The organism is Bradyrhizobium sp. AUGA SZCCT0176, assembly GCF_018130145.1.
In the GTDB taxonomy this organism is placed as follows: Bacteria; Pseudomonadota; Alphaproteobacteria; order Rhizobiales; family Xanthobacteraceae; genus Bradyrhizobium.
Genome location: NZ_JAFCMB010000002.1, coordinates 211,558 through 225,185, shown reverse-complemented (window position 1 = coordinate 225,185; position 13,628 = coordinate 211,558). Strand labels below are relative to the sequence as shown.

The 13,628-nt window shown below is 63.7% G+C and carries 9 protein-coding genes; 3 read left to right on the top strand and 6 right to left on the bottom strand.

What is annotated here, in order from left to right:
* Positions 1-1,257: an Hsp70 family protein gene (locus JQ600_RS06100; protein ID WP_212264948.1), complete on the bottom strand. Its 1,257-nt coding sequence runs from the start codon at positions 1,255-1,257 to the stop codon at positions 1-3.
* A gap of 234 nt (positions 1,258-1,491) precedes the next feature.
* Between JQ600_RS06100 and JQ600_RS06095 the strand changes: the two genes are divergently transcribed.
* Positions 1,492-3,828: a Tex family protein gene (locus JQ600_RS06095; RefSeq protein ID WP_212388771.1), complete on the top strand. Its 2,337-nt coding sequence runs from the start codon at positions 1,492-1,494 to the stop codon at positions 3,826-3,828.
* Here the strand turns inward: JQ600_RS06095 and glsA are convergent.
* From glsA to JQ600_RS06075, 4 genes are all read right to left on the bottom strand, one after another.
* Positions 3,825-5,672, bottom strand: coding sequence for a glutaminase A (gene glsA / locus JQ600_RS06090; protein ID WP_212388769.1), 1,848 nt, complete (start codon positions 5,670-5,672; stop codon positions 3,825-3,827). The two genes, JQ600_RS06095 and glsA, sit on opposite strands and share 4 nt — an antisense overlap.
* A gap of 22 nt (positions 5,673-5,694) precedes the next feature.
* Positions 5,695-7,941 (bottom strand): TRAP transporter permease, encoded by a 2,247-nt coding sequence (locus JQ600_RS06085; protein ID WP_212264945.1) that lies wholly within the window; start codon positions 7,939-7,941, stop codon positions 5,695-5,697.
* 62 nt (positions 7,942-8,003) lie between these two features.
* The gene (locus tag JQ600_RS06080) at positions 8,004-9,167 is read right to left on the bottom strand and encodes a TAXI family TRAP transporter solute-binding subunit (protein WP_212388767.1); all 1,164 of its coding nucleotides are present in this window, start codon (positions 9,165-9,167) and stop codon (positions 8,004-8,006) included.
* Positions 9,168-9,325: 158 nt separating this feature from the next.
* A complete protein-coding gene (locus JQ600_RS06075) occupies positions 9,326-9,547 on the bottom strand; it encodes an acetyl-CoA carboxylase biotin carboxyl carrier protein subunit (protein WP_192739703.1) in 222 nt (73 codons plus the stop codon).
* A 130-nt stretch (positions 9,548-9,677) separates the two neighbouring features.
* Here JQ600_RS06075 and JQ600_RS06070 point away from each other — a divergent pair, with 130 nt between their 5' ends.
* Complete coding sequence (locus tag JQ600_RS06070; RefSeq protein WP_192739702.1) at positions 9,678-10,655, top strand: IclR family transcriptional regulator; 978 nt, start codon at positions 9,678-9,680, stop codon at positions 10,653-10,655.
* Entirely contained in the window at positions 10,585-12,144 is a 1,560-nt protein-coding gene (locus tag JQ600_RS06065; RefSeq protein ID WP_212264943.1) for an acyl-CoA carboxylase subunit beta, read from the top strand. The genes JQ600_RS06070 and JQ600_RS06065 overlap by 71 nt, the downstream gene beginning before the upstream one ends.
* A 132-nt stretch (positions 12,145-12,276) precedes the next feature.
* Here the strand turns inward: JQ600_RS06065 and JQ600_RS06060 are convergent, their stop codons facing one another.
* Entirely contained in the window at positions 12,277-13,440 is a 1,164-nt protein-coding gene (locus tag JQ600_RS06060; protein ID WP_212264942.1) for a patatin-like phospholipase family protein, read from the bottom strand.
* Positions 13,441-13,628: the final 188 nt, after the last annotated feature.

Here is a 13,628-nt window from a genome sequence, read left to right as displayed (position 1 = left end):
TCAGGCCCGCGGCCCGTATCTCCGCAGCGCCTCCAGCGTCAGTCCTTTGCCGACCGCGCCGAACGTGTCGCCTTCGACGAGACGGGCCGCCGGCACCGCCTTCCTGATCGCATTGCGGACATGGGCGAGCTGCACCGAACCACCGGTCAGGAAGACAGCGTCGATGTCCTCAGGCCCAAGCCCGGCCTGCGTGAGGCAATTCTTGATGCGGGCGGCGATACGCTCGGCCAGTTGACCGGTATGGCTGACCAGATCGGGGCGGCTGATGCCAGCGTTGAGGCCGGGCATCACCCATTCCAGCGGAATGTCGGCGCGGCGCTTGTCCGACAGGGCGATCTTGGCTTCCTCGACCTCCATCAACAGCGTGTGGCCGCGCTGTTCCTCGACCACGCGCGCCAGCCGGTCGAGCAATTCAGGCTCGCTGGCCTCGCGCCGGACCTGGCGGATGTCCGCGAGCACGCGCGGCTCATACATGCGGTTGATGCTCGACCAGGTCGCGAGGTCGTGGAAATAGCTTGAGGGCACGTCGAGCCCGGCGCGGCTCATGGCGCTGCCGAAGCCGAACAGCGGCATCACGACGCCGAGGCTGAGCTGGCGGTCGAAATCGGTGCCGCCGATCCGCACGCCGTCATTGGCGAGAATGTCGCTTGAGCGGTTGGCCTTGGCGTGGCGTTCGGGCCCGAGCCGCACGATCGAAAAATCCGACGTGCCGCCGCCGATATCTGCGATCAGGGCAACTTCTTCGCGTTCGATCTGGCGCTCATAATCCAGCGCCGCGGCAATCGGCTCGAATTGGAAGGTGACGTCGTCGAAGCCGACTTCTCGCGCGATCTGGCGCAGCGTCTCTTCCGCCTTGCGGTCGGCGTCCGGCGCATTGTCGACGAAATGCACGGGGCGGCCGTGCACGACATCGCGCAGTTCTAGGCCGGTAGCTTGTTCCGCGCGCCGCTTCACCGCGCCGAGGTAATAGGCGATCACGTCGCGAAAGCCGGTCCGCTGGCGCCCGAGGCGGGTGGTTTCGTCGATCAGCGAGGTTCCGAGCACCGATTTGAGACTGCGCATCAGGCGGCCGGGGGCGCCGTCGACATAGGCGGCGATGGCCTTGCGCCCGATCAGGACCGCGCCGTCCACCTCATAGAAGATCGCGCTGGGAATCGTGGTGTAGCCGGCTTCCAGCTCCGCCAGGACCGGCGCTTCGCCTTCGATGGTGCCGAGCGTCGTATTCGACGTTCCGAAATCTAGACCGCAAATGGACATGGACGCTCCCAGGGGAAGCGTCCGTCTACACATTACCGGGCCGTCGATCCACACATATATTGGCCCGTTAATAGGGACTTGACCCAACGATTCCGGCAATCCGGCCACGCTGATCCACAGATCAATTTCTTTGCGTTTTCGCGGCCCTGGCGGGTTGATGAATCGATCCGTGGTAGTCCATAAGCGGCGTCCCGCGGCCATCATTCCGCCGCGGCCAGTCTGGAAAGAGGTTGCGTGGCAAACATCAATCGACAGATCGCAGAAGAGCTTGGCGTTCGCGAGCAGCAGATCGAGGCGACGGTCACGTTGCTCGACGGCGGCGCCACGGTCCCGTTCGTGGCGCGCTATCGCAAGGAAATCACCGGCGGGCTCGATGACGCCCAATTGCGCACCCTGGAAGAACGCCTGACCTATCTGCGGGAGCTGGAAGAGCGCCGCGTTGCGATCCTTAATTCGGTCCGCGAGCAGGGCAAGCTCGATGCCGCGCTGGAAGCTGCGATCATGGCCGCCGACAGCAAGGGACGGCTGGAAGACATCTATCTGCCGTTCAAGCCGAAGCGCCGCACCAAGGCGGAGATTGCCAGGGAAGCCGGGCTTGAGCCGCTGTCCGAACTGCTGCTGACACAGCCGCAGAACGATCCGCAGGTGGTGGCCGCCGGTTTCGTCGATGCCGAAAAGCAGGTGGCCGATGTCGCCGCCGCGCTCGAAGGTGCGCGCGCCATTCTGGTGGAGCGGTTCGCTGAGGACGCCGATCTGATCGGAAAACTGCGCGAGGAAATGTGGTCGAATGGGGTAATGACCTCGACCGTGCGCAAGGGCAAGAAGCTCGAAGGCGAGAAGTTCAAGGACTATTTCGAATACAACGGAGCGCTGCACAAGCTGCCGTCGCACCGCATCCTCGCGCTGTTTCGCGGCGAAAAGGAAGAAATCCTCGAGCTGCAGATACTGCCCGACGCGCAGGTCCCGGTCGCCAACGTGCCGAGCGCCTATGAGCTGAAGATCATGCAGCGCTTCCTGATTTCGGACCAGGGCCGCCCCGGCGACCGCTGGCTGGTCGAGACCGCACGCTGGGCGTGGCGCACCAAGATCCAGGTGCATCTCAACATCGACCTGCGGATGCGGCTGTGGACCAATGCCGAAACCGAAGGCGTGCGGGTGTTCGCCTCGAATTTGCGCGATTTGTTGCTGGCGGCGCCCGCAGGCGCGCGCGTCACCATGGGGCTCGATCCCGGCTACCGTTCCGGCGTCAAGGTCGCCATCGTCGATGCCACCGGCAAGGTGGTGGCGACCACGGCGGTCTATCCGCACGAGCCGCAGCGGCAGTGGGACGCGACGCTGGCAACCCTCGGCAAGCTCGCGGTCGCGCACCGCGTCGATCTGATCGCGATCGGCAACGGCACCGCCTCGCGCGAGACCGACAAGCTCGCGACCGAACTGGTCAAGCTGCTGCCGGACCTGAACATGTCGAAGATCGTGGTGTCGGAGGCGGGCGCTTCCGTTTATTCGGCCTCGGCCTTTGCCTCCGAGGAGTTGCCGGAACTCGACGTCACCCTGCGCGGCGCGGTCTCGATCGCGCGGCGTCTGCAGGATCCCTTGGCTGAATTGGTGAAGATCGATCCCAAGGCGATCGGTGTCGGGCAATACCAGCACGATCTCGGCGAATCCAAGCTGGCGCGTTCGCTCGATGCCGTGGTCGAGGACTGCGTCAACGCCGTCGGCGTCGATGCCAACACGGCGTCCGCGCCGCTGCTGGCGCGGGTGTCGGGCATCGGCGCGGGTCTGGCGCAAAGCATCGTGCAGCACCGCGACGCCAACGGCCCGTTCAAATCGCGCAAGGGGCTGAAGGAAGTGCCGCGGCTGGGGCCGAAGGCGTTCGAGCAGTGCGCCGGCTTCCTGCGCATCCAGGGCGGCGAGGATCCGCTCGATGCCTCCGGCGTGCATCCGGAAGCCTATCCGGTGGTGCGCAAGATTTTGACCGCGACCAAGAGCGACATCAAGGCGCTGATCGGCAATGCCGAGATCGTGCGCCAGTTGAAGCCGCAGAGTTTCGTCGACGACACCTTCGGTCTGCCCACGGTGACCGACATCCTGCGCGAGCTGGAAAAGCCGGGCCGCGATCCACGCCCGGCGTTCAAGGCGGCGGTGTTCAAGGAGGGCGTCGAGGAGATCAAGGATCTCAAGCGCGGCATGATCCTCGAGGGCACGGTGACCAACGTCGCGGCGTTCGGCGCCTTCGTCGATATCGGCGTGCACCAGGATGGATTGGTGCATATCTCGGCGATGTCGAAAACCTTCATCAAGGATCCGCGCGAGGTGGTGAAGCCGGGTGACATCGTCAAGGTCAAGGTGCTGGAGGTCGAGGTCGCCCGCAAACGCATCGCGCTGACATTGCGTCTCGATGACGAGGTCGGCGACAAGGGCCCAAAGCTGTCGGACAGCAAGATGCGCGAATACTCGAAGGCATCGATGACGTCGTCAGCGCCGCGCAAGGCCCAGGAATCTGGCGGCGGCGGTGCGCTCGCTGAGGCCTTGAAGCGTGCCGCGGAGAAAAGCGGGCGCGGAAAGATCTAATTCGACGTCAGCAGATTCACCTTGGCGTTGGCGAGGATCAGGCGGTCGGCGAGCAGTTGCGCGAGGTTGCGCATGATCCGCTCGCCGGCGCGGGGATGCTGCCCGCGAAAACGTTCGAAATCGCGGAGCGGGACCTCAAAGGCGGTGGCCGACATATCGGCCAGCACATCGGCGGAGCGGCGCTGTTCCAGTAGGGCCATCTCGCCGAACGGCATTCCCGCGGTCAGCGTCGCCAGCCGGATGCCGTCGGGCAGGGTGACGTGAACCACGCCGCTGCGCAGGAAAAACAGCGAGGTGGCGGGATCGCCTGACGCGATGATCTTTTCGCCGGGCTGGTAGGTCGTGATGCTGCAGAGCGAACCCAGATCGGTCAGTTCCTCGTCCGTCAATCCCACCAGCAGCGGCTGTTCGGACAGTTCCGTCGTCTCGAAAAAATCGATCGAACCGCCATGGCGAAACACCACCTGGTCTTCCGCCCATTCGATCGCGGCGTCGAGCAGGAAATAGTACCGCATGTTCGGCAGGGTGCCGGTCCGCCCCGCGATCGGCTGCCATTCCGCGTCGGCCCGCTTGATGCCGGACACGATCACGGTGACCTGATAGGCCGCCAGCTCGCGAAACTCCTCGGCGAGCAGCCGGGCGCCCGCCGGGGTCATCGACGTGACCCGGCGAAAATCAAAGATGACGAATTGCGGGCGCGGCTTGGCCACGAGCCGGCGCGCAATATAGTCGACATTCGATAGCGACAGCGTGCCCATCAGTTCGATGACGCGGACGTCCTGATAATGCGCGGCGAGAATCGTTTGCTCGTGCGGGCGGCGGCTGCGCCGCGACGGATTTTCGCCGATATCGTAATCGGCAATAATGGCATTGCGCGCATTGTCGCTGCGGTTGAGCATGTGCAGGTCGTAATGCGCCGACAGCGCCTCGCAGACCTTGATGCCGCGCACGCTGTTGCCGTGCTTGTCGAGTTTGGGCGAATAGCTGCCGAGCCCGATCCGCGCCGGCAATGCGGCCAGAATGCCGCCGCCGACGCCGCTCTTGGCGGGGATGCCGACGCGGTAGATCCATTCGCCGGCGTAGTCATACATGCCGGAACTGGTCATGACGGACAGCGTCCGCGAAATCGCGTAAGCGCTCATCACCTGTTCGCCGGTGACCGGATTGATGCCGCGATTGGCCAGTGTCGCCGCCATCACGGCGATGTCGCGCGCGTTGACCAGGATCGCGCATTGGCGGAAATAGACCTCCAGCACCGAGCTGACATTGTCCCTGATGACCGCGTTGGTACGCAGGAGATAGCCGATCGCCCGGTTGCGGTCGCCGGTCAGGCTCTCGGAGGAATATACGGCGTCGTCGACGCCAAGCTCGCGCCCGGCAAAACGTCCCAAAGCCTGGCGGATGTACTCGAACGCGCCGTCGCCCTTGGCCTCATAGATCAGCCCGGAGCAGGCGATGGCGCCGGCATTGACCATCGGATTGAACGGGTGGTTCTCGGCGTTGAGACGGATCGAGTTGAAGGGATCGCCAGAAGGCTCGACGCCGATCACGCTCTCCACGCGCGCGGCGCCCAGCGTGTCCAGCGCCAGCGCGAACACGAAGGGCTTTGACATCGACTGGATCGTGAAGGGGACCTGTGTGTCGCCGACCTCGTAGACATGGCCGTCGAGGGTCGCGAGGCTGATGCCAAAATGGGCAGGGTCGGCCTTGCCGAGCTCAGGGATGTAGTCGGCAACCGCCCCGCTGGTCTCGGGCAGGTATTCGGCGTGACAGCCGTCGAGAAACCGCAGCAATGGCGGTTTCGAACTGGTCCAGGCCGGGGCGCCGGTGGGCGATACTTTCATCGCCTACCGTTTTGCCGCGCAATCACGGGGCGCGCAACTGGTTCGGCAACAGACTTTGGCGCCGGCACAACAGGAAGGCGACCAGCACGGTCGGGATCAGGATGGCGAGGCCAAGGCAGGTGATCTGCAATTGCGAGATCGGCATGATGCCGCCGCCGGGTGTCGCGATCACGAAGCCGCCGATCACCAGCAGCACGCGCAGCGGCCATTCCAGTGCGCCGGCGCCGCGGAGGTCGCCGACATAGGCCTGATAGCCCTGGATGCCGCCGCATATGAAGATGATGCCGAAACAGGCCAACCCCGTCAGCCCGATCGCTTCCAGATAGGGGTTGTTCCCCTGCAGCAGCAATGCGGGGTTCAGCACGAAGAAGAACGGGATGAAATAGATGATGCTGCCCACCCACATGCTCTCCCAGCCCGTCTTCATCGCGGGCGCACCGGCGATGCCGGCCGCGGCAAACGAGGCGATGGCGACCGGTGGCGTGATCGCCGACAGCATGCCCCAGTAGAAGATGAACATGTGCACGGCCATCTTGTTGAGCCCGAGCTTTTCCAGCGCAGGGGCCACCAGGATCGCGAGGAAGATGTAGCAGGACGTCGTGGTCAGCCCGAGCCCGAGGATCAGGCTGGTGAACGCGCACATGATGAGCAGGAGGAACGCGTCGCCGCCGGCGATGTTCAGCAAATCGTTGGCAAGGCTTGAAATCACGCCGGTGAGCGAGAACGCACCGATCAGGAGACCGCAGCCAGCGAGAATGGCGATCAGCTCGACGAAGGTCTTGCCGTTCAGTTCGAGGAACTGCAGCCAGCGCGCGCCGCCCCAGTTCTTGCCCGGAAAGAATTCGTTGAGCGCGGCGAGCAGGCACATGCCCCAGAGGATCGCGTTGAGCACGTCGAACCAGAACATCAGCCCGGTCGCGACGATCGAGAGGACGAGCACCGCCGTATTGCCGCGCTTCCATGGCGCCGGTCCCGACCATTGATGCAGGATCACCAGCAGCACGGATGCGTAAAACGGCGCGTGACTTTCGCGCTTGAAGTGCAGCAGCATGACCACGAGGATCGCGATGACAAAGAGGTAGTACCAGCCTTCCTTGAAGGCATCCCAGAAGCGCGGGAGCTCCTCCCGCGGCAGCCCCTTCAGCTTGTGACGCGCGGCGTAGGCGTCGACCTGCGCGAACAGGCCGACATAATACAGGATCGAGGGGATGGTCGCCGCCAGCGCGACGTCGGCATAGCTGGTGTTCATGAACTGCGCCATCACGAACGCGGTGGCGCCGAGCACCGGCGGCGCCAGAACGGCGCCGGTCGAGGCGCAGGCTTCGATCGCGGCGGAGTAGGATGGTGTAAAGCCGGTCTTCTTCATCGCCGGGATGGTCATCGTGCCGGCCGTCAGCACGTTGGAGACGATGCTGCCGCCGACGGTGCCGAGCAGGCCGCTGGCAAAGACACAGACCTTTGCCGCGCCGCCGCGGAACGTTCCGCACATCGCGAATGCGATATTGATGAAGAACTTGCCGGCGCCGGTCATCATCAACGCGGTGCCGAACACCAGGAAGCCGATCACCGTGTCGGCGAAGGCCTGGACCGGAATGCCGAGCAGGCTTTCGCCCGACAGCGTGTGATAGGCGGTGGTCTGTTCGAGGTTCGATTGGGTGCCGCGAAACGGTCCAAGCCATTTGGAATCGGCGAACATCGGATACAGCGTGAAGGGAAGCACGCTGAGCAGGAGGCTCCAGCCGCCGGTGCGCCGCAACGCCTCCATCAGCACGAACCACATCACCAGGCCGGCTGCGATCACCGGCGTCGGCGCGCCGCCGAATTCCCAGCCTGCCGACGCCGCCTTGCGGACGTTCATCATCAGGTAGATCGCCGCACCGAATGTCAGCAGGAACAGCGCGATGTCATACCAGGGCATTCGCTCGATGCTTGCCTTCTCCGAACCTGGAAATATCAGGAACGTAAAAGGCAGCATCAACGCGATCAGCAGATAGAAATATTCGGTGTTGAGCTGCGTGTAGTCGATGAAGAACCGCAATGAGAATTGCTGGTTCACGCAGAGCAGGATCGTCACCGCGGTCAGGACGATCAGCAACCAGCGCCAGCCGCCTTTCAGCGTTCGGATGCGCGAGACCTCGGCTTCCTGCAGGTCGGCTACCGCGACCAGCGGATCGGCCAACTCGACCTTGGCCGGCTCGGCCGGGCCGCCGCCGGTCGGCGACGACACGGCGCGCGGCTGCTGCGCTCTATCGGATGGAGGAAGCGTCATTCATCTGTTCCAATAGTTGCGGGTAGTTGCGGGCGATCGGTCGTGCGCGGGTTTGCGATGGTCTATTCGAATCCGTTCGGCATGCCGGCTTTGGCAAGGGCTGCGGCGCGAGCCTTCATCCAGCCATCCAGGAATGCCTTCTCATCCGACGGCGGGCTGGCTTTGCCGTAGTCGGCCCACGCCGCGGCCAGAACGGCCTGCCGCTTGAACAGCGCATTGTTGTGCGCCTCCTGGTCGTCGCTCCATTGGCCGGCTTCCTTCATCGCCTTCACCGCGCCGGGATGGAGGGGCACCGCCCAGTTTTTGGTCTGGCGGTCGGCCGCTAGACCGGCGGCGCCGGCAGCAGCGTCCTTGTAAAGGTCGTAGCCCGTGATCATCGCCTTGGTCACGGCATAGACCTGATCAGCCGGCTGCGATCCATAGACGACGAAAATGGGATACGGATAGTTTCCGAGTTCGATCGGCTTTTCCTTCGTAATGCCGGCGCCGCAGGTGGCGACGTGCGGGAAGAAGAACGAACCGACTTTCTTGACGCGTTCCCAACCAGCCTTGTCGTTGTGCGGGAGCGGGGGCCAGACGATGCCGCGCGGCGAGGTCTCGGCTTCCTTTGCAGGGGCGGTGATGGTGGTCGCGAAGGCAGCGTCGACGTCGTTGTTGATCAAGCCCTTCCACATCGCGCCATAGCTGGAGAATTCCACCGCCTTGACGTCGCTCTGCTTGAGATCGCCGAACGCCAGGATCGCAAGCGCATTCTGGTTCAGCGCCGGGGAGCCGACGACGAATCCGACCCGCTTTCCGCGGAGATCCTTGACCTCCTTGACCCCGGTATCGCGGGCGACGCCGAGCGAACCTGCGTTGCAGTCGACCGACGAGAGCACCAGTTGCAAGGCTTGCGGCCCCCATTCCTTGGCGCCGAATTCAAACACGCCTTCCTGCGCGAAATAGGTGCCGGACCCCATCGCCGAAGACATCGCGCGACCGGCGCGCAAGGGCGCGAGGCGCGCCACGTCATTGCCTGCCGGGAGAACCCGCAGGTCGGTGCCGTATTTGTCCTTCATCATCTTGCCGACGGCGACCGCAATGTTGAATCCGGCGGTACCGGTGTCATAGGCGGTGAACGTCATGGTCGGCGGCAGCTTGACGTCCTGGGCCAGCGCCGGCGCAAACGCCATGAGCGAGATGCCTGCGAGTGCGGCAGGCGCAAAGTTCGACAGTCGACGGTTCATGTTTCCCCCAAATTGTTTCGCTAGATGAAACTTTTTCTGATTAGGATGATGTCATCGCAGCATTGCTATGGCAACGTCCGAGCACGTTCACGTCCACCATTATGCCAGTTGCACTGGCGGACAGATCGTCACGCATCAAAAGTATGAGCGCGAAAGAGCTAAGCTTCGACGATCGCGACCACCTGTCCTTCAGCGATCACGTCGTCGAGTTTGACCAGAATTGCCTTGATTTTCCCGGTAATTGTCGACGTTACCGGGATTTCCATTTTCATCGCTTCGACGAATGCAATCTCGTCGCCGTCACCGACACTCGCTCCAGCTTCTGCAGCCAGCGCGCACACGCGTCCGGCGACTTCGGTCACAATCTTGATCTCTGGCATGCCACCCTCCGGTACCGTGTGACGTGACAATTTCGTCCCGCGAACGGCTTTTTGTTGTGGCTGCAGATTGCCTGAGGTAGCTTGATCTGCAAGTGGAATTTTATTCCGCAGGGCGGAACGGAGCCAAAATATGGGAAGACGCTCAGAGCGGCTTAGCAAACAGGGAATGCTTGCCAGCGATCTGGCGGGCGAGGGCGATGTGATCCAAGTGGTGTCGCGGGCGTTCGATGTCCTGCGCTGCTTCGAGGGTCACGAAGCCCGACTCGGCAATCTCGAAATTTCCAATCGCTGCGGTCTGCCGCGATCGACGGTGTCGCGGTTGACGCACACGCTGACGCGGATGGGTCAGCTGGTCTATCTGCCGCGCGACCAGAAGTACCGCATCGGCCCGAGCGCGGTGGCGATGAGCACCTCGATGATGAAGGGATTGCAGCTGCGCAATCTGATCCGGTTGCGGTTGCAGGATGTCGCCGAGCAATTGCCGGGCACCGTCGGTTTCGTGATCCCCGATCGTTTTCAACTGGTCTATCTCGAGTTCGCCCGCGCCGCGAATGCGCTCGGCCTGCACGAGACCACCGGCAGCCGCATTGCGATGGCGAGCACGGCGGCGGGCCACGCCTACACCGCGGCGCTCGACGACGATGTCGGCGATGCGCTCATCGTGGAAATGGAACGCGAGATGCCGGATAGCGCGCGGATGCTGAAGTCGCGCATCGAGGACAATCGCCGTCATCTGCGCGAACACGGCTATGTCGTGGCCTGCGGCACCTGGAGCCCGCACATCAACGGTTGCGCCGTGCCGCTGTGGTCGCCGCAATATCAAACCTACGTCGTCGCGACGATCGGTCTGTTGTCCGCGATGTTCGATGAAAAGCGGGTGCACCGCGACGTGGCGCCGGTGATGGTCGAACTGGGGGCTGCGCTCGGCGGTCTGCTCGAAGGCGCCGACGGCGACATCTTCACCAACCGGCTGGAAAGAAAAGCGCTTCCGGTGTCAGTGCATAACAATAATAAAATCATCAAGGCGGAGGATACGAATGAACTGGAAGCCGGAACTCGACGACCTCGCCCGGCGCGAAGCGTTCGCGCGCGAGATGGGAGGCGTTGACAAGGTCAAGCGTCAGCATGACCAGGGCCGGCTCACCGTTCGGGAGCGCATCGACAAGATCGTTGACCAGAAGTCCTTCCACGAAATCGGCGCCATCTCCGGCATCGCCGAATATGACGAGAACAGCGAACTCAAGCACCTGACGCCCGCGAACTGCGTGTTCGGCCGGGCCAAGGTCGAAGGCCGTCCGGTGGTCGTCGTTGGCGACGATTTCACCGTGCGCGGCGGCTCGGCCGACGCCTCGATCTCCGCCAAGCCGCTGATGGCCGAGGAGATGGCGCATGATTTCCGCCTGCCGATCATCCGCGTGATCGAAGGCTCGGGCGGCGGCGGCTCGGTGAAGACGATCGAGACGCGAGGGGCCGCTAATCTGCCGGGCGGCGTCGGCGGCACGCGCTGGTACTGGTTCACGACGGCGAACATGGCGCGCGTGCCGGTGGTGGCGCTCGGCCTCGGCTCGGTCGCGGGCCTCGGCGCGGCGCGGCTGGCGGCGAGCCATTATTCGGTCATGACCAGGAACTCGGCGATGTTCGTCGCGGGGCCGCCGGTCGTGAAGCGTCTCGGCCAAGACCTGACCAAACAGGAACTCGGCGGCGCTGACATCCAGACCCGCGCCGGCGGTGTGGACGATGCCGTCGATACCGAGGAAGAGGCGTTCGAGCGCGCCCGGCGCTTCCTGTCCTATCTGCCGTCATCGGTCTACGAGCTGCCGCCGACCACGCCCTGCACCGACGATCCGGAGCGCGCCGAGGAAGCGCTGATGAAGGCGGTACCGCGCAACCGCCGTCAGGTCTACAAGATGCGCCCGATCATCGACGCCGTCGTCGACAAGGGCTCGTTCTTCGAGGTCAACGCCAATTTCGGCCGCCCGATCATCACGGGCCTCGCGCGTCTCGAAGGCCGCGCGGTGCTGCTGCTCGCCAGCGATCCCTTCCACTATGGCGGGTCGTGGACGGCGGAGGCCTGCCAGAAGGTGGTGCGCTGGGTCGACTTCGCCGAAACCTTCCATCTGCCGGTGGTCTATCTGATGGATTGCCCGGGCTTCATGATCGGGCTCGAGGCCGAGAAGTCGGCGACCATCCGGCACGGCGTGCGCGCGATGGCCGCCGTCAACCAGAGCACCGTGCCCTGGTGCACCATCATCGTGCGCAACGCCTTCGGCGTCGCCGGCGTCGTGCACCAGCCGGCCAACCGCTATTCGATGCGTTACGCCTGGCCCTCGGCCTATTGGGGCTCGCTGCCGCTCGAGGGCGGCATCGAGGCCGCCTATCGCGCCGACATCGATGCCGCGGAAGACCCGGCGGCAAAGCTGAAAGAGATCGAGGACCGTCTCAACAAGCTGCGCTCGCCGTTCCGCTCGGCCGAAAAATTCTGGGTCGAGGAAGTGATCGATCCCCGCAAGACGCGCTCGCTATTGTGCGAATTCGCGCGGCTGGCTGAACGGGTCCTCACGACGGGGCCGGCGACGAACATGGCCATCAGGCCGTAGGTGGTTGCCGCGCACTCAACTCGTCATACGCGGGCTTGACCCGCGTATCCATCGCCCGCGCTAGCGGACAATCGCGATTCATTCGAAGAAAGATGGATTGCCGGGTCAAGCCCGGCAATGACGATAGTCGAGCTACGCCTCGTTCTCCCGATGCACGTCGTGGATCACAATACCCATGCCTTCGTCGGGCATCCGGATCCAGTCGCGGCGCTTCAGGGTGCGTTTGGTGTCCTCGTGGCCGCTCATCCAGTGCTCGCGCATCGAGGTGCCCGAGAATTCGTGGTCCTTGGCGTCGCCTTCATAGGCCTTCTGCTGGTAGATCAGTTGCAGGATCGCGATCTCGGGCAGATTGCCGATGCTGGCCTTGATCTGACGCTCTTCGTCGGACAGCTGATCGTCGGGAATTCGTGACAGCGCCTTGTGCAGGCGCGCTTTCAGATTGTGCGTCTTGCGGTAGACGTCGGTATTGTGGCGCGTGCGCGAGGAATACATGATGTCCTTGTGCCGGGCCATCACGTCCTGGATGTCGCGCGGCAAGGCTCCGCGGGCGCTGAACAGGTCGACCTGGAACACCAGCGAATTGAGGCTGTCCTCCTGGTCCAAGAGATGCTGCAGCGGCGTGTTCGAGACGATGCCGCCGTCCCAGAAATGGTCGGTGCCGACCTTCACCATCGGCAGGGCCGGCGGCAGCGCGCCGCTCGCCATGATGTGCTCGGGAATGATCTCGTCATGGGCGTTGTCGAAATAAATGAAATTGCCTGACAGCACGTTGACCGCGCCCACCGCAAACCGGATCCGCTTGTCGTTGATCATGTCGAAATCGACGAGCTCGAGCAGCGTCTGGCGCAGCGGCTCGGTGTCGTAATAGCTCGTCGCCGTCCGGGCGCCGGTGGCGCTGAGCCACGGGTTGGTCATGTGCGGGGTGAAGAAGCCGGGCTGGCCCAGCGACGTCGTCATGAGCGAGCTCGCGAAATTGCGCGCCTTGCGATAGATGTCGCCGTCCGGCGTGTAGTGCCAGATCTTGCGGCTGGTGATGCGGTCCCAGAAAATCTGCAAGCGTTCGAGCCGGCGCTCCGGCGGGTTGCCGGCGATGATCGCCGAATTGATCGCGCCGATCGACACGCCGCACACCCAGTCCGGCTCGATATGGGCCTCGTGCAGGGCCTGATAGACGCCGGCCTGATAGGCGCCGAGCGCGCCGCCGCCCTGCAGCACCAGCGCAACGCGGTCGCAGCGCTCCGGCCGCCAGCCGCGCGCATGGATGGTCTGTTCGAGATGTGGGGTTCGCGCGTCCATGTTCATTACTCCAAAACTGCCCGACAATTCCGCGCGCTGGTGACGCGATGATGACAAATGTGTCGATCGGCTTTTGCCGCCTCGCGTTTTGCCTGCGCCTGAAGCATTGACGTGTTCGAAAAACGGAGGCCGAAATTTGCGGTCATGACGCTGAAGGAAATCCCTCACATCCCTGTCAATTTCGGCCG